The organism is Aquirufa ecclesiirivi, from assembly GCF_011250515.1.
Lineage (GTDB): Bacteria > Bacteroidota > Bacteroidia > Cytophagales > Spirosomataceae > Aquirufa > Aquirufa ecclesiirivi.
In genome coordinates this window covers 407651-427342 of the sequence record NZ_JAANOP010000001.1, presented here as the reverse complement: position 1 = coordinate 427342, position 19692 = coordinate 407651, and the positions used below count along the sequence as shown (strand labels likewise).

Genomic DNA, 19692 nt, shown 5'->3' with positions numbered 1-19692 from the left:
CACTCACCAAATATGTTGGCTTCGTGGGCCTTATTATACGGTGGCTTCGAGAACCTCAGCCACCTAAATAATTGTACGTGGCTTCAAGAGCCAAGGCCAACATTATACTAGTAGATACGAAGTTTTCTTTGATAGAGAATGATGCTCCCGAAGGTGGCTGAGGTTCTCAAGGGTGGCTGAGGCTCTCGAAGCCACCTAATTACTACTATATTCCATTCCAAAACATACTGGCTGAAGATCTATCTCCTCGGTGGCTGAGGCTCTCGAAGCCACCTAATTCATTCTATATTCAATCCCAAATCTTGCTGGCTGAAGATCTATATCCTCGGTGGCTGAGGCCCTAGATGCTAGCTGAGGTTCTCGATGGTGGTTGAGACGCTCTCTCGATGGTGGCTGAGGCTCTCGCTCCTTGGTAGTTGAAGTTCTCTCTCGAAGATGGCTGAGACACTCTCCCCATGCTGGCTGAGGTTCTCGAAGCCACCTTCACTATTAGCACATCTTTCTCTATCTTTAACCTTCAAACTATTTATGATGAAAAGAATTGCCTTCGACGTCATGGTCGAGACCATAAAACAAGCATTTTTATTGGCAGGATTACCGGAAGAAAAAGCCATAATTTGTGCTAAAACACATGCAGAAACTAGTCGGGATGGGGTATATTCCCATGGTTTAAACCGAGTAGAACGATTTTTAGATTTTGTATCCAAAGGCTGGGTGGATGTGCATGCAGAACCTACATTAGATTTGAATCTTGGCTCTATAGAAATATACAATGGAAATATGGGCATAGGCATTACCAACTCCATCTTCGCGATGGATAGGGCGATGGACATCGCTAAGCAATATGGATTGGGCCTTGTAGCTCTAAATAATACCACGCATTGGATGCGAGGAGGCTCTTATGGCTGGCAAGCTGCCGATAAAGGTTTTATGGCCATCTGCTGGACCAATACAGAATCTTGCATGCCCGCCTGGGGTGCCACATCCGGAGGGATCGGGAATAATCCTTTCATTATGGCCATTCCGCGACAGGGCGGTCATGTGGTTTTTGATATGGCCATGTCGCAATATTCCTATGGAAAATTAGAAACGACTCGCTTAAAAAATGAAAAACTCCCATTTCCTGGTGGATTTGATCAAGAAGGAAAACTGACGGATGAGCCTGCTCCGATTGAAGCTACCCGTAGAATTTTACCAACAGGATATTGGAAAGGATCTGGATTGGCCATTATGTTGGATTTATTTTCTGCGATACTTTCCAAAGGTAGAACCACTGCCGATATTGATTTGGTTGGGCAAGGCGCTTGTGGAGGATGCTCTCAAGTATTTATCGCGATTGACCCCTTAAAAATCAATGATCAAGCATTCTTAGATCAAGCTCTAGAACACACCATCACTCAATTAAGAAACTCTACTCCAGTTACAACAGGAGGAGAAGTGAATTATCCTGGAGAAAGATCTCTTAAAACAAGAGCAGAAAATATGCAATGGGGCATCCCAGTGGATGAAGGCGTTTGGAATAAAGTGCTTGGATTTAGTCAAACTAAAATGCCCTAGGCCTTACCTCTAATGAGCTTGTTTCAAATTCCTAAGGGATGATTTAACCTTTTTGAAAACTTTTAAATGTGGTAACATCCCTACTCCTAACAGCGTTATGGAAAGTAGAATTAGGTTGCTCGTTTCTGCAAAAATTTGGCCTGAAGCTAAAACCCCAATCACCAAAATGGTGGATAATGGAAGTGAAATAGCTAAGGTCAATAAGGCTACATTGGCATCAAAAGTTTTCCGATAATCCGGTATTTCTTTTAATTCTTCCTTATGATGAATGACCGAAATGTGAGCAAATGGCCAAAAACTACAAGCACTCAAAGGAACCACCACAGCTAGTAAAACCATGTTAGGGTCATGGATTCCAAATAAAAAGATAATTAATAAGCTAAAAAGAATCGTTATCCCCGCTCGGAAAAATAAGATGGAGAGTATCATTTTAATCTCTTTTCCCTCTTTCAATTCAACAGCCATACCAATATAAATCAATACCAAAGGCCCCATTAAAGTACTGGCTCTAGAAAAAATCTCTTGAATAACCAATGGTAACGTACTCATGTGAAAACCCATGGAAAGAAACACGATGGCCAATAACATGATCACATTGATGGGTTCTTTGATCAGACTCAACAAAAAATCTTTCATGCCTTTTTTATTCCCGATGTTCCCCTCCTGTTGAATGGCCATGTGCATTTTCAAAGAGATGTAGTACAGAAAGTTGAGCGCAAAAAACTTATTGCCTACATCTGCCATAGCTGCCATAGCCAAGGATTCTCCACCCAAAAATTCCGAAATAAAAGGAAAGCTGGATAGTCCAGGTGCCAATGATGGCAATAACATCGTTAAGGTTCGACTTGCCGGAGAATTCTTCTCCAAACCAAAAAAAGGCAAGAAAAAAGGAGCCGTTAAAAAGATAAAAAAGTTAAAACAAACTAAAATGATGGGATAAATCAACAAGCTTAAGCTCATCTTAATCCCCATCAAAGCAATGAACACCGTAGCAGGAAGTGCCACCGAAAGGATGACTTCTTTTAAGCCCTGAATTTCTGATTTGTTTTTAATTTTCTTACGCAAAGCTACGCCTAAACCAATTAGGAGTATAAGCGTCAAGGTCTTTTCAATAGCATCAATCATAACACAAATTTTAAGCTAACTCTTTCAATGATGTTACGAAGTACTCCATCTCGGCCATCGTTCCTATGCTGACGCGACAATACGGTTTATTTAAGATATCAAATGATCGAACCATGACCCCTTTGCTGGCCATTTTACTCAAAAAAGTCTTGCCATCCATTTTAATCGGGAATATCACAAAATTGGTATAGGATGGAATGTAGCTATAACCTAATGCACTAAGCTCTTGATATAAATAGTTTTTACATTGCGTATTGAGGCGCTTCGTCATGGCTTGGAACTCCTTATCTTGTAAACTAGCGATAGCTCCTAAGACAGAGGTATGGCAAATTCCCATACCACCTCGAGTGATTTTTTCTATTTTGCTAAGGAACTCTGGTTGTGCAACGGCATAGCCTACACGCAAGCCTGCCATTCCCATGATTTTGGAAAAGGTTCTGGCTATGATGACATTTTTCTTTTGTGCCAATAAGGAAACCATACTGGCCGTATCGCCCTCCGCAAGTTCTAAGTAAGCTTCATCGATGAAAACAGGAACTTTCGCCGAAACCCTTGAGCAAAAGTCCATCAGTTCGTTCGCCGCCATAATGGAACCCACAGGATTATTGGGATTACAGATGTATACCATTTTAGTATTAGAATCAATGGCGGCTTCCATGGCTTTTAAGTCATGGGTCCAATCCGACTTACAAGGAATGGCTTTCCAGGTAGCACCAACGGCCTCGGCAACTCGGATGAGCGACATGTAGGTAGGATCAGCGGATACAATATTTCCTCCTTTAGCAAATAAAACGATGGCTACTTTTTCCAATAAATCGGAAGAGCCTGGTCCCATCATGATATGTTCTTTCGTTAATCCTTCTTTTTTTGCCAACATATCCACCAAAGTGGCTAATTCTTTCCAAGAATAGCGATTGCCGCCAGAAACCGACTCGGCCACCGCTTTTCGGGCACTTTCTGGGGGACCGTAAGGGTTTTCGTTGGCATTTAAACGAGCTATCATAGCAGGAACATTTGGTCGCTCATCCAACATGTACTCGCGCATTAATGGACTGTAATACAATCGATTTTCCGAGTCTAAAGGAAAAGAGCTATGGGAAAAAGCTCCCAAACTCAAGTGAGGGGCAAGTGCTATTCCGCCCATGGCGGCTAGTCCAGACTTTAAGACATTTCTTCTGCTAAAGGATGTTTTCATCATGATTGATAGGTATATAAATGCGCTGAAATTCTGAAACATTAACTCATTTCTGAGTTTTCATCGTACATACAGGAGTAAACAATCCAAAACCTAAAGCTAAGCTTTTGGCAAATTTGTTTGTCAAATTCTCTCAAGGAGATGACTTTAGGCATCTTCCATGTGAGAATAGATATACGCCCAAGATGATTAGTAATGGGCGTATAAATTGTATTTATTGATGAATTATGTTGAAATGTAGCAGGATTATTGAACTCTTCCTTCGTTTTTGGATTTTTTTTTAAAAAATAGCTCAAAAAACACAAAAATATCCCAATTTTTACATAAAAAGTGTAATAAATAGCCGATTTATAGAAATATTTAAAATATCCGTAATAGAATTACTACGTTTGAAATTAAGATAAAAATGAAATAAAATTGATTTTTGATTACAAACTCGTTTTAAAAATGGGCATTTATTGAATTTAAATTTAGAAAATGCAAAATATAGGTTTCAAATTAATATGATGATTTATGGTATTTTTCCTATGTGATTTTGATTCGCCACATGAAAGTCGAATCAGAAAAATGATGCAAAATTCCCTTAAACGGTAATAGCCTGATGAAAATCACCGGCTATTACGAATGCTGGAAATCAGTTTGCTTTTACTTCCCGATGATAAAAGCAATGGGTTGGACGTATTTAGACGTGATATTGCTATCATGATTCTTGGCTGGAATCCATTTACCTGAAGCTTTGATCAGTCGAAGGGCCTCTTCAGCTAAACCATAGCCAGGAGATCTTAATACACTGATATCTGAAAGCGTTCCATCCGTAGCTACTGTAAATTGAACATAGGCTTTTCCGGAAATATTCGCTTTTTTAGCTTCTTCAGGATAGTTAACATGAGCGGATATAAAGGAAAGAAACGCATTGGGGCCGCCTGGAAATGTGGCAGGCTCCTCCACGATCGTATGGAGATTTTGATTGTTAGAAATATTGGTGTTTGCATTTTTCTTGGTTGAGATTTCCACCACACCATTAATCCCATCTTTTCCATATTTTTCATTGGCCATAGCTCCCTTTAAGACATTGATGGATTGAATATCATTGGGATTCATTTTATTAACGGCCAAGGATCGATCAATCTTTCCATCAACGACATACAATGGATTGACGGGAGGAACGGGTGGCACGCCAGGAGCGGCAGGAGTTGCTCTTATCGACAAGGGTGGCGGTGGAGGAGGGGGCAAATCCTTATTGCTCATTTTTTTCCCTTTCGTCGGTTTGCTAGGAGCATTTTTGTTGAAGCTAATCCCAATTTTACTATTGGTCAATTCTTCTTTTTTCTCCTGAGCCGTCACTTGGATGGAGAAAATAACGATAGCTAATACCGCCAATGGTAGTGCTAATACCTTTCTCAGGTAGGCGTATGGCGTGTTTTTGGATGTTGTTAACATGATAATTCTTCGTTTAATGGATGAATAATAAAAGGAGTGTCCGGGGTTTAAAAAGTGATTTCCATAGTGCGATTGTAATATCATTTGAGCAAAAGCATTCACGTTATTACTTCCAACAGCTTCTTGGTCAGCAATAAATTCATGGATGTTTTGTAATTCCTTATCTATGAGCCAATAAAATGGATTGATCCAACAAATCGATGTGATAATTTGGCAGATAACCCGATCAATGGTATGTTTTTGTTGAATGTGCGTCAATTCATGCTTAAAAATGGCTTGTCCATTGGGTTCAGACATGGAAATGGATTTTTTCCAAAATAGGAATTGAAGAAATGAAAACGGAGCATCGTCTTCTTCGGTCTCAATGAATTGAAATCCATCCATAGCAATGCTTGGATTTCTTCTTTTCATTTGATAAATCTTAACAACTTGATAAAAGAAGTAGCTTAATAAGCCTATCGAAATCAAATAAAAAGTCCAGATTCCATACTCTAGCCAAGGTAAATTCAACCAGGAGAAGCGCTCAGGAGTGGCGCTAGCTGAGGCAGCTATTAAGTAAATGGCCTGTCCTGCTCCGGCAAATTCCTTATCTTCTACGGAAAAAAAAGAAAATTGGAGTGACGGAATGACCAAGCTCATGAACATACTAGCCAATAAATAGAATCGATTGTAGGTATGGAATCGAGTATTCCGAAGTACCAACATATAGTAGCCATAAAATATGCCGGATATTAGGCTACTTTTCAACAGATAGATTAATAGGACATTACTCATCATCGCTTTTAGATTTTAATTGGCTCAGTAATAATTCCAAATCTTCAATAGACATCTGTTTTTTATCGACCAGAAAGGATACCACGTTGGTATAAGATCCTTCGAAAAATGAATCCGCCAAACCTGCCATGCGTTGACCAGAATATTCCTGCTTCGTGACTTTGGCAAAATAGAGGTTGTTACGATTCGGATTGCTAATCCCTACAAATTCCTTTTCGACCAATATTTTTAATAGCGTAGCAATTGTATTGGAATGGGGTTTGGGCTCGGGTAGATTCTCAATAATATCTTTGAGAAATCCTCCCTCAGGTAATGTCCAAATTACTTGCATAATTTGCTCTTCTGCTTGGGTTAATTTTTTCATAGCTGTCCGTTTTGTTGGACCAAATGTATAACTAATTTTTTAGTTACAAAATATTTGTAACTATTTTTTTAGTTAAAAATTCAAAACGCTACGAACATAATTAGGTGAAATAAAAAACGCCCCTAAATTCAGGGGCGTTTTTATTCATTCTAGGGACCTCAAATCCTATTTAACTAAAATTTTATACGGTCAGTACCATAGGGTGCTCGTTGAGTACGACTTAAATAACGATTCGCTTCAGCATCATTGATAAATTGCTCTTTTTTAGCATCCCAATTCAGCTTACGTGGTATTTTCATGGCCACATGTGTAATTAAACAAACCGTACAGGCTCTATGACCAATCTCAATAGGGGAAATAGGCTCTTTTCTGCTTTCTATGCAATCTAGCCAGTTGCCATGTTGTTCGTTTGAATGGTATAAATGAATCTCTTTCTCTCCAATCACCGATTCCAAAATCGCTGGATTAGAGGCATCAATGGCCTTAGCTCTTACTTTAGAAGTAGGATCACTCGGGGTTGCCGAATAGTCTCCTCTGGAAACAAATATCCAACCCTCTGTTCCTTCATATCGAATACCATTCGGGAAGCCTCCGCTGGTATACATGGTTATGCCATTGGCATATTCTGCCTTTGCCATAAAGTCGCCATGAACGTTCCAAACCCCCGATTTAGGGAATTCGGCTACAGCCTCCACTGAAATAGGTCCTGTTAATTCTGTATCCATACCCCAAGCGGCAGAATCATAGTGATGCTGACCCCAACCAGTGATCATGCCCGCGCCAAACTGTTCCATACGTAACCAACCTGGTCTATCGTATCCTACTTGAGGGTGCACGCTTAATTCTGTATAAGGAATGTAGGGAGTTGAACCTAGCCACATATCATAATTGAAGCCTTTAGGTACTGGCATGGCTTGTACCACAGGGCCACCTGGATCTCCTGGAAGTCCCACTTTAACCGTATGTAACTTACCAATCCGACCATTTCTAACTAATTCAGCGGCTCTTCTGAATTGACTACTGGAACGCTGCTGGGTTCCAACTTGTAAAATTCTACCTGTTTTTTTGATCACCTCCGCTAATTGACGCCCTTCTTTGATGGTTAAAGAAGTGGGTTTTTGTAAGTAAATATCCTTCCCAGCTAAGGCTGCTTCCATGGCGGGTTGCGCATGCCAAAAGTCCGGCGTACTGATCATGACCGCATCAATATCCTTATTCAATAACATTTCACGGTAATCATCATACATCTTTACGTCGATGTAATTGCTTTGACCCGTTTTCTTGGTATAATACTCCTCAACAAGTTTTTTTGTGTCTTCGGTACGATTTCTATCCAAATCACAGACGGCCATAATTCGAGCCTTTTCATATCTCCAAGTACTCGGTAAATCATGTGTACGAGCGATGCGTCCGCAACCGATTTGGCCAATGTTAATTTTATTGCTTGGTGCGTCTTTCCCTCCCAAAACATGGGCAGGAACGATGGTAGGAAAGCCTAATGTGCCCACGGCACCCAATGCGATGTTATTGATAAATTTTCTCCTTTTCATTATTTCGCTGAGATTTTAGTAGCTTGTTTTTGAGCGATTAGAGCTAATTCAGTGGCTAAGAAACAATGGTCTTGAGTCATCGCCGTTTCTGTTCGATTTAACACGTCATTCACGAGTAACTCTCCATGTGGAAGCTCCACATTCTTGCAGTCGATGTACAAGGTTTCTTTTTGCGTCACTAAATACAAATGACTACCTGTACCGTGCGGTGAAGCGATATCCGTATTTTTTCGAACTTCCATATACCCCTCAGTTCCTAAAATGGTGAGTCTTCCGTCACCCCAAGTATTTAGTCCATCTGGGGTAAACCAATCCACCCGTATATAACCTGACCCTCCGTTTCCTCGCAACATCAAATCGCCAAAATCTTCAAAATTGGGGTATTGAGGGTATTTGTGATTAGCTACCTGAGAAGCTACCACTTGTCCTTCCGTAGATTTAGTAAAATGCAAAAACTGATCCACTTGATGTGAACCAATGTCTGTGATGATACCACCGTAGTATTTCTTATCAAAAAACCAGGACGGCCTCGAAGGAATACTCATCCTGTGAGGGCCAGTACCCATGGTTTGAACCACCTTACCGATAATTCCAGTTTGAGCTAATTGACTAGCCTTTTCGGTTGCCTTATTTTCAAAGCGCTCCGAATAAGAAATGGAATATATTCTTTTAGTTTCTTTTTGAACCTTACGTACTTCTGCCAATTGGTCTAAGCTAGTTATACCTGGTTTGTCCACCATATAATCCTTACCCGACTTCATCACCCGAATACCTAAAGGTGCTCTTTCTACGGGCGTAATGGAGCTTAGGACCAATTGAATGGAAGGATCTCCTAAAATCTCCGCTTCACTTTTTACCAATTTAGCCGTAGGGTATTTTTTAGCAAAATCCTTAATGAGATCTGGTTCTTTCGCATAATAAGAAACAAATTCTCCTCCACCCCGAATGATGGAATTGGCCATGGTATAAATATGACCATGATTGATTCCGATAACACCAAATTTTAAACGTGGTGCAATAATCTTTTCTTGAACTTTAGGAACAAACAAGGACGTACCATCTTTGATGGGAGAATGGATGGCTGGCATAAAGGCTAGACTAGATAATAGGCTGGCATCTTGTAAAAATTTCCTACGGTTGGAAGCGTTTTCTCTCATGGGATAAATTCCGGTTTTGTGATACTATTTCTAAAAGTAATAATATTTGTTTTCTTACTGATATGATCTCTCTTTTTACTAAGAAGGATATAATAAAAAAAAAGGCTTACCATGGTAAGCCTTTTAATTACCTGAAGTATGTTGGATTAAACTGTCAAAGTTGAGTCCACCACAATCGTTGTTTTTAATAGTCGAGAAATAGGACAATTAGCCTCTGCATCTTTTACTTGTGCTAAAAAAGTATCTTGGTCAATCCCTGGTACGGTAGCCTTTAATATCAATCGAGATTCAATGATCGTCCCCTCTTCCATTTTAATTTCGCCTTGCACATCCAATACTTTAGGAGGAAATCCTGCACCCGTTAGATTAAAACTTAGCTTCATGGCAAAACAGCCCGCATGGGCAGCGGCTACCAATTCTTCGGGATTGGTCCCTATCCCATCTTCAAATCGAGTGTTAAAAGAATATTGGGTATGATTTAATACGCCACTTTGAGTAGTAAGTACACCTTTACCTTCTTTCCCCGTTCCTTGCCAAACGGCATTTGCTTTTCTTATCATGACAATTTTATTTAAGTTTTGAGACAATCAATATTTTCCAATATTAAACTATTTCTCTTAAAATTAGTCCATATAAGAACTGCTTATTTCAGGAAATCTTTGAAAGAAGTTTAGCGTTCAAAAAGAAGATGAATGCATTTATGCCAAAAGGCTTTTTTCAAACCATTCATTTGTTCCTCCTGCTAAAAACGTAGCTTGAAAACCCAAGGAGATTAATTGTTGAGCAGCCTGCTCTGACCTTCCTCCGCCCTTTCCACAGATTGTCACCAAAAGAGCTTGATTGGCATGTAAAGGTAAACCTTGGGGGATTCCTTCTCCAGGTACATGAATGGCATTAGGAATATGCCTTGCTTCAAATTCCTCTTTGCTTCGAATATCCAAGAGCAAGATCGCTTCTTGTTGTTGTAATTTCTCAATCAATTGGTCAATGGAAATCGATGGTGTCATATCCAATTATTTTTTCTCAAAGAAAAGAATTCCTTATTTAAATCTACGTGATGTTGATCACTTGGAAGGGACAATTTGGTATAAATTGCCGTCAGCTTTGGTGATGATATAGATTTCCCCTTGTGCGTCTTGACCAAATCGTAGGTCTACTTTATTTGCCTTGACCAAGTCTTTCAATGTGACGGGCAAACCATCCATTTGTAATTTCAATTCACGAATGCGCGTTTGGGTTCCCTCTTTGATTTCTGAAATAGGAATGTAGAAAACTCGGCCACGAACAATTTCCCCAAATATGTATTTTCCACGTAAACTAGGGATGGCTTTCCCTGTATATTCAAAACCTCCCATAATCGCATTTCCCTCATCGTGGTCGAATTGGGCAATAGGATAAGTATAACCAAATCGAACATCATTTTTAGGAAGTGGAAATACGTTGTTGGTACTTAGGGTAGAATCAATGGCAAATGTTCCTTCTCTCAATGGCCAGCCATAATTTTTCCCTGCCTTCAAGAGGTATAAGGATTCAATGTGTCTTTGACCTATATTCGAAACGATGATTCTCCCATCTTTCAACCAAGATATTCGATTCGGATTGCGGAAGCCTTGTGCAAATACTTCATCCAGTCCTTTCTTTCCCACAAATGGATTGGATACAGGAATGCCGTATTTCCCATTCTGGCTATTTCTACCTAAAGGGTCGATTCGAAGAACTTTCCCCCAAGCATGCTCAGGATTATTGGGAATAAAACCTCTTCTTTGTTCCAAAGCCCCTCCATCGCCCAATCCGATGTATAGTAGACCAAAATCTGGATCTCTTGGTTTGGCATAAGGATTGAAGCTTATTTCTTGCATGCCATGTACTTGATCAATGACATTAACCCGCATGACTTCTCTTGCCCTCCCTTTTAACACCTTAGCAATGGGGTCCTCTAAGGTCCATTCTGTAATTATCCATTGCAATTTTACTCGAAGGCTGTCGCCATAGGTAAAGTCAGATGGGCCTTTGATCTCAGGCTCTGTGTGTGTGGTATAAAAAAGCTTATTTTGAGCAAAAAGAGGATGAAAAGCAAAGCTCCCAAGCCCCGTAGCAAAACCTGGTTTATTCGTGAAATTAGGAAAATGTTGGCTGATGTCTAAAAACTCAGTCAACCGGTCTTTATCATCTAATAAATAAATTTTACCCTGTAAATCGGAAATGATTCGCTCCTTACTCAATGGGTGAAATGTCATTTTATTGATACGGGCATTTATTTGAGGAGTATAAGTAAAGGGGAATTTCAGGATTTTCTTGAGGTAAATGGTTTCCCCTGAATATTGAATTCCAGCTTTAATGGGATTTTCTAACCCTATTTTTTCTTTTTTCCCGTGACTCTTAGGACTAGGTTTCTCTAAAATAAAGGCAATCACATCTTGCAGATCTTTGGGATCCAAGTGACTGAAACTTGGCATGTAGGATTTGTATTTTTTGTACTTGTCTTGCGCTCTGGCCACATTGGCATCAATTAACGCTTTGGGATTATTGATGAAATCCAACAGGTATTGTTTATCCACAATTCCCTTTAGTCCTCCTAATTGCGGACCAATTCCATCATCTTTAAAGTTATGGCAATTCGCACAATGTAGTTCAAAGACTTGGGCTCCCCGATTTACATTTTGGGAATGCCCAGAAAAAGGAATAACGAAAAAGATAAGTAAACTAGCTGCCAAACGAATAGAAGCTAGAGGCACATAAAGAATTTTCATAGGTCAAATTAAGCCCAAGGAGGCTTTTCCATGTAAAGAAAGGAATTTGAAATTATTACTGCATCCTTGCCTTTCCTTCTTTCGACATGATATGCTCGGGATTCCTTTTCAAGCTTTTGATGAAATGTACATTTCTAAAACGCAAGGCACTCCAGTCTTCGTCGATGGCGATTTGGCTTACGGGTTCAAAGCCTATTTCTCCCATGGGTTCCCAGCCTTGATCTCGATTAAAATCACAGGTGTATTTCTTAGAACTTCCTTTGGGATAGCACATCCAAAGAATGGCATCTCCTACTATTTTATCTCGACAAGCTTCCGCAAATTCTTGGATTTGTATTTTTTGAGTAACAAATACCAAAGCATAATTAATTTGATATTCCTGTTCGATGGATGTTACAAGGAGAGTGCCATCAGGTAAATGGCTTATTGTTTCCTGAAAACTAGCTGGTGCATGAAGGATGAGAATTTCCTTTTGCTCTTTCCATGCCAGTTTCTTCCATAGCGGATTCATTATCATGAATTTTTTTGAATACTTAAATCTGTCGGTAAGCCATCCAAACTCGTCATATTTTTCTCCACCATATACTGTTCCAATTTCTCAGAACCCATTTGATTGGCCCAAGTAAAGTGAATATCGCGTTCTCCTTGATATTCGTACATAGGCACACCATACCCACAAGAGGTTTGAACTAAATCTATTTTGCCGACTATAATTTGCCGAGTACTCGGATATATGGTAAAATGTGGAGCATATTCCTCCCAAAGTGGAGAATTGGGCAAAACAACAAAGCCTTTTCCGTATAAACGTAAGATGTTTGGCGTTTTGTCAAAAGAGCAAAACATGAAGGTTATTCTGCCATTTTCTAAGGTATGAGCAGACGTTTCATTTCCTGAACTTATGATATCCATGTAAGCAACAGTATGCTCGTCTATGACCCGAAAAGCTTCTAATCCCTTGGGAGAAACATTCACACGACCGTCCCCTTGAAGCGGCGCTGTTCCCACAAAAAAAAGATGTTGTCTTTCAATGAACTCTCGATGAGCTTCTGAAATGGTGTCATAAAATTTGCCCATGATTTGCTATTTGATTGGAACAAATATAAAATTAAATTTCTTGTTCCAAGGAACCGTTGATCAAAGATACTAGTGGTTTTAAGTCCTTGGTTTTAGTCGATACAAATAAGGCGCTTTGCTTTTAGCTCCCGTGTATTTTTTGTCTAATCGCTCCAATATCTGCAAATCCAGCATTTTCTTTTGGAAATTATTCGCTGGAAAAGGTTTATCGTAAACTGTTTCATATAATTCCTGAACATTTTTCATGGTAAATGTTTCTGGTAAAAGATTATTGAAAAGTAGCTTTTTATCTAAATTTTCTCGGAGTACCTGAAGGCCTTTGTGAACCATTTCTTGATGGTCAAAAATCATGTTGGGAAGCTCTTTGATATCATACCAATCACAACTTTCATCCAAATCAATTTTTTGAGGGATGACTTTTTCAAAGTCAACCAAGGCATAGTATCCTATACTAACAATGCGCATTTTTTGATTGTTCTCATTGATAGGGGGTTCCACGTCGGGATAAAGATCTCCAGCGATGCCTGAGAACAATTGAAAGTCTTCATCGGAGATTCGATTAGCTCGACCGAAAGTTCCAAATTCTTCTAAATACAGATCTTGTATACCTGTCCTTTCAAATAAGATTCTTTTGGCAGCATCTTCGATGTCTTCTTCTTGTAAGATAAAGCCTCCAGGTAAGGCATAAATTTTCTTTGCTAATTTTAATTTGCTTAAAATAAGCTTGAGTTTTTTATGATGAAAGCCAAAAATGACACAATCCAGAGTCAGCTGGGCAATATGTTTGCTAAATTTCAATGAAGGTCGATTTAATAGTACCCTAATTTATAGACAAATTTCTAGAAGAAAGTGTTTTTATTAAAGTCATTTTCTAAAAAATAGAAAATCAAATTATTTTATTACATTTGATTAAATTATCAAAATGATACAAAGGCGTCAACCTTGTAGCATTGGAAAAAAAACGAAATTCTCTATCATTTAAATCTATAAAAATGAAAAAAACTAGTTTAGCATTAGGGCTATTCCTTCTGGGAGGAGTTTCACTACAAGCTCAAGTCACCACTGGGCAGAATGTAGCCGTGGTATCAACAGATGCCGGTAAAGTGCGCGGATATGTACATGGGGGTATCTATACCTACAAAGGTATTCCTTATGCGGAGGCAGGTAGATTTGAGACTGCACACAAGCCCAAGCCATGGAACGGAGTACGTAGTTCTACTAGCTATGGTCCAGTAGCACATTTATTAACTCCAACCACTCAAGTGGCCGACGAATCTGAATTTGTGTACAATCACTCATGGGGTTACCCAAATGAGGACTGCATGCGTGTGAATGTTTGGACGCCTGGGATCAATGATGGGAAGAAAAGACCCGTTTTATTTTGGATTCACGGAGGTGGTTTTACCTCCGGTTCTTCTCAAGAATTGCCTTCATATGATGGCGAGAATTTAGCTAAAAAAGGAGATGTCGTGGTTGTATCCATCAATCACCGATTGAACATATTGGGCTATTTGGATTTGTCGGCCTATGGAGAGAAATACAAAACATCCGCTAATAACTCCATTTTGGATATGAAAGTAGCCCTAGACTGGGTGAAAGCAAATATCAGTCAATTCGGAGGAGATCCAAGTAATGTAACCATTTTTGGTCAATCAGGAGGAGGAGCCAAAGTGAATACCTTGATGGCTATGCCATCAGCCAAAGGATTATTCCACAAGGCGATTAATCAAAGTGGCGCCTTTGCCACGAATATGCCGGATAAATCCGTAACTCAGTCCATTACCAAGGAAGTATTAAATGCCTTGCATTTAGATGAATCTAAGGTCGATAGTTTACAAAAAGTACCTTTCCCTAGCCTAGCAGCTGCTGGTCAAAAAGCATTACAAGTTGTGGCGGCAAAATTAAGAGCCGCAGGAAAACCGGTGGGTGGTTTTGGTTTAAGTTGGGGACCAAGCATTGATGCCAATTTATTGCCATTCCAACCGATGTCGGCGGATGCTATGGAATTATCTAAAAATGTGCCGTTGATGATCGGAACCGTGAAAAACGAATTCATGCCAACACTATTTTCTGGGATAAGTCACGATGCATCCATGGCTGATGTGGAAGCCTATATACAAAAGACTTTTGGGGCTAAGGCCGAGGCTTATAAAGCTGCTGTTAAAAAAGCATATCCTGCGGATACCAAGCCAACGGATTTAATGGATGTAGACACACGATTCAGACCCGGTGCCGTTGACCAAGCGAATATTAAATCTTCGGTTGCAGGTGGTGCTCCTGTGTATATGTATTTATTCACTTGGCAGTCGCCTGTCTTTGACGGAAAATACAAGGCCATTCACTGCGTTGAACTTCCATTCTGTTTCAATAACATTGCTCGCTGTGAAGAAATGACGGGGGGTACTAAAGAGGCTTATGTTTTGGCCGACAAAATGAGTCAGGCTTGGATCAATTTTGCCCGTTTAGGAAATCCAAATCACAAAGGACTACCTACGTGGCCTACCTATAATACATCAAATACCTCAACCATGCACTTCGATAATTCTTGTGTCGTTAAACCACAAATGGATAAGGAATTATTCGACCTAGTTAAAGCGAATTAATTCGTTTATAATCCAACAGGAGAGCCCCGAATATTCGGGGCTTTTTTGTTTCTGTTAAATTGGGATGAATGGGTATTTAAATCCCTCATAGATGTATAATTTTGAGGAATAAATAAAATCTCCATGAAATTGACCTTATTCCAAATAGATGCTTTTACCAATCAATTGTTTTCAGGAAACCCTGCGGCCATCTGTCCCCTAGAAGCATGGTTAGAGGATGATAAAATGCAAAAAATTGCAGCAGAAAATAATTTAGCCGAGACAGCTTTTTTTATAAAAAATGGGGACCAATATGATATTCGGTGGTTCACCCCTACGGTAGAGGTGGATTTATGTGGGCATGCCACTTTAGCTGCAGCATTTGTTTTGTATCATCAATTGGGAGAAGTGGCTCCTGAAATTCTATTTTATTCGCACCGTAGCGGGCATTTGCGGGTGGCTAAAGAAGGCAATATGTTGACTTTAAATTTTCCAGTAGATCAAATTCATGACATTGATTTTGATTGGGGAATGTTCAAAGGCCTATCTATCCCGGCCAAAGAAGTGTTAAAAGGTAAAACTGATTATCTCTTTGTCTATGAAAATGAGCGCCAAGTAGTGGACATGAAACCTGATTTTTTTGAAATTGCCAAACTAAAAGCTAGAGGAATCATCATCACAGCTCCAGGGGACGAGGTTGATTTTGTATCTCGATTTTTTGGTCCTCAATCTGGTATAGATGAAGATCCGGTAACAGGTTCTGCCCATACTACATTGATTCCATATTGGTCAAATAAATTGAATAAAAGCCAATTGACAGCCAAACAACTTTCCGCTCGAGGAGGAAATTTAGCTTGTGAATTATTGGGTGATCGCGTGAATATTAGTGGGGAATGCGTTTTGTATATGGTGGGTGAAATTTACGTGTAAAAGAACTACTTTAATAGGTGGTAGTCATATCTTCTTCCACACAAATGATGTAATCTGCAATCTTCTTGTTTTCTTGTGTCAATAGCTTAATTTCTTTCTGGCTAACTGTGGCTATGGTGGCAATTTTAATAGTGGGTTTAGCCAATTTTAAGTACCAAGAAATCCCCTCATAGTTTTCCGAATGATAGGATCCATTGACATGAATAAATAGCTGATTTTCCACCCAATTTTTCAAGATAAAATGAGCCATCGTGGCATCCTTCAGTGCTTGAGCTTTGGGCATATTAGGTGTAGCATGTCCGGGCATCATCGTGATCATTTTTTGATAGCCGGGCAAATTGGCATCATAGGCAATTGGCAGCGGAGCCATCCAAGATTTTTCTTCCGCTGATAATGGATTCAATGCCTCAAATCCTCCTTTAGAAACCATGCTAGCGTATTTTCTTGGAACATTGGTTGCAATGAATTGCACTTGATTCTCCTTGGCAAAATTCACCAAAGGCGCATAATCCGTTTTATAATTTTTCCAAAGTCGTGCCGAAGAATCTAGTCCTTTAGCTGAAATTTTTTCACTTATAAATGCCGACAAAGCCCCTTGATTATCTTGTTCAAACATCTCGGCGCCCAAAACTAGTTTCCGCTGTGAAAAACACGATTGAATAATCTCTAATTCTAGCCAATGGCTAATGGGATTATTGTGTAATTCTCCAATCAAAACTACATCTTGTTGACATAATTGCTTAATCATTTTTTCGTAGGAAACTTCCTTACCTTTTGCGTTGAATAATCGGTAAGCGGGTTTATCAATGGCCAAAATCTGGGCAGGAATTAATAGAAAAAATAATAAGCAAATGCGAAGTACCTGATTCATGATGTTTGGAGCTGTTGATGTAACACAAATTAGGATAAAATCTCAACTAATTTAGAAATTCAACAAACAAAAAGCGGTCATTGCTGACCGCTTTTACGTAGAACAAGAGTAGTTATTTATTTAATCGGTATTAATAAGCTTACATTTTCCCATCCGAAAGTAATTCCAGTTGGAACAACTTTGTATTCCAAGGCTTCCTTGAAATCAGACTTAGCTGTTTTCACCGTGATGGTAAAAGCATCCTTTTCTGGATTACGGGTTGTTTCTCCACCACGTTTAATGCCCCATTGGCCTACTTCGGTATTGAAAATTACTTGCCAGTCTCCTTCTGATGGTAACATATAGATACTGTATTTCCCTTTAGCCAAGGTGTTTCCAGCAATATTCACATCCGCATCTGTTTCAATGATGGTTGCAGAGTTAGCTCCTGCTCTCCATACTTTTCCATAAGGCACTAATTCTCCCCAAATTTTTCTCCCTTTTACGGATGGGCTACTATAAACTACAGATACATTGGCCTTACCAAATGTACCAGTAACAGTAACTTTGGGGCTTTGTGGAGGACGTGGAGCATCTTGCCCAAATGAGCTGATTGAAACCATTAAAAGCACTAATACTGCCAATATTGGCTTAAAAAATGTGTTGATTTTCATAAAATGAGTTTGTTTATTGTTTAGTATTCTTTTCTGTTAATTCTTCGTAGGTCATTTGAAAATTATTCTTAAGGAAATCACCGTTCATTCCTTGAACTCCATTCACAGCAGTTAGCTTCATTACTTCTTCTTTGCTTTTACCGCTTTTTATTTCAGCCGAAACATGTATGACTAATTTCTCCAAATAGTCTGTCAAGACTAATAAGTCTTCTTTTTTACAGGTAATCTCTGTTGGATTAAAGGCATGTCCATAAGTGAAAATCGTGTCCTTGTCGAACTGCTTTTGAATCTTATCATTCACATGAATCCAATTTGCTACACTTGCTCCCGCACTTCGATCAATGATAGGATAACGCTTATTCCCAAATAAATCCCCCAAATGAACCACATTGGCATTTTCAAAATGAATGGCAACATCTCCATCGGTATGGGCAGGACCAAAATAATGGGCTTTGATTCTTTCTTTTCCAATTTTTGCCGTCCAAGTATCTTTAAACGTTTCTGTTGGATAATATTGCTTTTCCTCTGTTTTTGCTTTGGTAGCAGCAGCTATCTGGTTTTTCAATGAGTTCTCGTGGGCCACCACGCGATTGACTACCCCTTTAAATGCTATATTGCCACTCGTATGATCCCCATGGTGATGCGTATTCATTAAGAGTTGAATTTTCTGATCAGACTGTTTTTTCAATTCATCGATCATATGCTGAGATTGGTCTGGAAACTGTGTATCCACCACCACATAACCATCTTTGGTCTTCAACACAGCTATGGTGCCTCCTCTTTCACTAAACAGTGAAATGCCCCCACGTAATTCTTTCCAAGTAAAGGCTGGTCCTTGATAAAAAGACCCTTGGGCTAATAGCGATTGTTTTGAACCCAATAACATAGAAAACAACAAGGTGCTAGCAGAGCCTTGTACAAACTGTCGACGATTTATCATTTTTAAGAAGTTTAATTTCAAATGTAAAATAGGAAATCAAAAGCATACCTAAATTGAGACCAAGCCCTGAAGTCCTCTTACGAAAACATGAATTTCATATTTTCCTTTCGTTTTAGGGATGTTTTTGATTCAATCTTTTTTCAATTCTCTGGTCAGGCAAAATCCATAATAAGACAATGGAATAAAAGATCAAGAGGCTAATAATGGGATAAAAAAAGGCTAGAATGATTCCTGAAAAATAGCCCGTAGTAGAGATTCGTTCTTTCCACCGATTGGCTAAAGCCTGTCCAATGTTAGACTCCTCTCCTTCGTGTTTAATGGCCGACTTTTCTAAAAACAAAAAGGATAATGCGCACATTAAAAGGACAAAGCCATATAAGGCTACTGTATTTGCGGCAAATTGATTTTCTCCCATCCAGCCCGTAACAAAAGGTAATAGAGATAGCCAAAAAAGTAAACCTAAATTGGCTAATAAAACTTTGCCGTTTACTTTTTCTATAGCTTGAAACAAGTGATGGTGATTATTCCAGTAAATGCCTACATAAATAAAGCTAAATAGATACGATAAAAATTTGGGTAATAATGGCGTTAGGGTCTCAAAATCAGACCCATGCGGCACTTTTAACTCCAAGACCATGATGGTAATGATGATAGCCAACACGCCATCACTAAATGCTTCTAATCGATTGGTAGTCACAGGAATGCTATTTTTTGATAAGGTATAAAAAAA

At 39.2% G+C, this 19692-nt stretch carries 19 protein-coding genes; 3 read left to right on the top strand and 16 right to left on the bottom strand.

The annotated features are described in order from the left end of the window. Window positions 1-528 precede the first annotated feature (528 nt). On the top strand, window positions 529-1557 hold the full coding sequence (gene yiaK, locus G9H65_RS01775) for a 3-dehydro-L-gulonate 2-dehydrogenase (RefSeq protein ID WP_205753214.1): 1029 nt from the start codon (window positions 529-531) through the stop codon (window positions 1555-1557). Between the two features lie 9 nt (window positions 1558-1566). Here the strand turns inward: yiaK and G9H65_RS01770 are convergent, their stop codons facing one another. The 12 genes from G9H65_RS01770 to G9H65_RS01715 all read right to left on the bottom strand — a co-directional run bounded on the left by G9H65_RS01770 (window position 1567) and on the right by G9H65_RS01715 (window position 13784). Beyond that, entirely contained in the window at window positions 1567-2682 is a 1116-nt protein-coding gene (locus G9H65_RS01770; RefSeq protein WP_166373634.1) for an AEC family transporter, read from the bottom strand. Window positions 2683-2692: 10 nt separating this feature from the next. Further along, window positions 2693-3880, bottom strand: coding sequence for a pyridoxal phosphate-dependent aminotransferase (locus G9H65_RS01765; RefSeq protein WP_455550278.1), 1188 nt, complete (start codon window positions 3878-3880; stop codon window positions 2693-2695). Window positions 3881-4522: 642 nt separating this feature from the next. Beyond that, a complete protein-coding gene (locus G9H65_RS01760; RefSeq protein WP_166373633.1) occupies window positions 4523-6094 on the bottom strand; it encodes a M56 family metallopeptidase in 1572 nt (523 codons plus the stop codon). Further along, window positions 6084-6455: a BlaI/MecI/CopY family transcriptional regulator gene (locus G9H65_RS01755; RefSeq protein WP_166373632.1), complete on the bottom strand. Its 372-nt coding sequence runs from the start codon at window positions 6453-6455 to the stop codon at window positions 6084-6086. Before G9H65_RS01755 ends, G9H65_RS01760 begins: the two co-directional genes overlap by 11 nt. Window positions 6456-6628: 173 nt before the next feature. Further along, window positions 6629-8005, bottom strand: coding sequence for a Gfo/Idh/MocA family protein (locus G9H65_RS01750; protein ID WP_166373631.1), 1377 nt, complete (start codon window positions 8003-8005; stop codon window positions 6629-6631). Beyond that, window positions 8005-9162: a Gfo/Idh/MocA family protein gene (locus G9H65_RS01745; RefSeq protein ID WP_166373630.1), complete on the bottom strand. Its 1158-nt coding sequence runs from the start codon at window positions 9160-9162 to the stop codon at window positions 8005-8007. Before G9H65_RS01745 ends, G9H65_RS01750 begins: the two co-directional genes overlap by 1 nt. Before the next feature lie 146 nt (window positions 9163-9308). Next, entirely contained in the window at window positions 9309-9722 is a 414-nt protein-coding gene (locus G9H65_RS01740; protein WP_166229201.1) for an OsmC family protein, read from the bottom strand. 138 nt (window positions 9723-9860) lie between these two features. Continuing rightward, on the bottom strand, window positions 9861-10169 hold the full coding sequence (locus G9H65_RS01735) for a rhodanese-like domain-containing protein (protein ID WP_166373629.1): 309 nt from the start codon (window positions 10167-10169) through the stop codon (window positions 9861-9863). A gap of 57 nt (window positions 10170-10226) precedes the next feature. Continuing rightward, window positions 10227-11912, bottom strand: a complete 1686-nt coding sequence (locus tag G9H65_RS01730; protein ID WP_166373628.1) for a PQQ-dependent sugar dehydrogenase — start codon at window positions 11910-11912, stop codon at window positions 10227-10229. A 55-nt stretch (window positions 11913-11967) separates the two neighbouring features. Next, window positions 11968-12423: a hypothetical protein gene (locus tag G9H65_RS01725; protein WP_166373627.1), complete on the bottom strand. Its 456-nt coding sequence runs from the start codon at window positions 12421-12423 to the stop codon at window positions 11968-11970. A gap of 2 nt (window positions 12424-12425) precedes the next feature. Next, the gene (locus tag G9H65_RS01720; RefSeq protein ID WP_166373626.1) at window positions 12426-12986 is read right to left on the bottom strand and encodes a pyridoxamine 5'-phosphate oxidase family protein; all 561 of its coding nucleotides are present in this window, start codon (window positions 12984-12986) and stop codon (window positions 12426-12428) included. 78 nt (window positions 12987-13064) lie between these two features. Then, entirely contained in the window at window positions 13065-13784 is a 720-nt protein-coding gene (locus tag G9H65_RS01715) for an NUDIX hydrolase (protein ID WP_166373625.1), read from the bottom strand. Between the two features lie 194 nt (window positions 13785-13978). On the opposite strand from G9H65_RS01715, the gene G9H65_RS01710 reads away from it, so the two are divergent. Then, window positions 13979-15589, top strand: coding sequence for a carboxylesterase/lipase family protein (locus G9H65_RS01710; protein WP_166373624.1), 1611 nt, complete (start codon window positions 13979-13981; stop codon window positions 15587-15589). 123 nt (window positions 15590-15712) lie between these two features. Beyond that, window positions 15713-16498, top strand: a complete 786-nt coding sequence (locus tag G9H65_RS01705) for a PhzF family phenazine biosynthesis protein (RefSeq protein ID WP_166373623.1) — start codon at window positions 15713-15715, stop codon at window positions 16496-16498. Between the two features lie 10 nt (window positions 16499-16508). Here the strand turns inward: G9H65_RS01705 and G9H65_RS01700 are convergent, their stop codons facing one another. From G9H65_RS01700 to G9H65_RS01685, 4 genes are all read right to left on the bottom strand, one after another. Beyond that, window positions 16509-17369, bottom strand: coding sequence for a ChaN family lipoprotein (locus tag G9H65_RS01700; RefSeq protein WP_166373622.1), 861 nt, complete (start codon window positions 17367-17369; stop codon window positions 16509-16511). 116 nt (window positions 17370-17485) lie between these two features. Then, window positions 17486-18022 carry a DUF2911 domain-containing protein gene (locus G9H65_RS01695; protein WP_166373621.1) on the bottom strand — a complete coding sequence of 179 codons (537 nt, stop codon included), beginning with the start codon at window positions 18020-18022 and terminating at the stop codon, window positions 17486-17488. 13 nt (window positions 18023-18035) lie between these two features. Beyond that, window positions 18036-18962 carry an MBL fold metallo-hydrolase gene (locus G9H65_RS01690; RefSeq protein ID WP_235927438.1) on the bottom strand — a complete coding sequence of 309 codons (927 nt, stop codon included), beginning with the start codon at window positions 18960-18962 and terminating at the stop codon, window positions 18036-18038. 112 nt (window positions 18963-19074) lie between these two features. Continuing rightward, window positions 19075-19659: a TMEM175 family protein gene (locus tag G9H65_RS01685; RefSeq protein ID WP_166373620.1), complete on the bottom strand. Its 585-nt coding sequence runs from the start codon at window positions 19657-19659 to the stop codon at window positions 19075-19077. Window positions 19660-19692 lie beyond the last annotated feature (33 nt).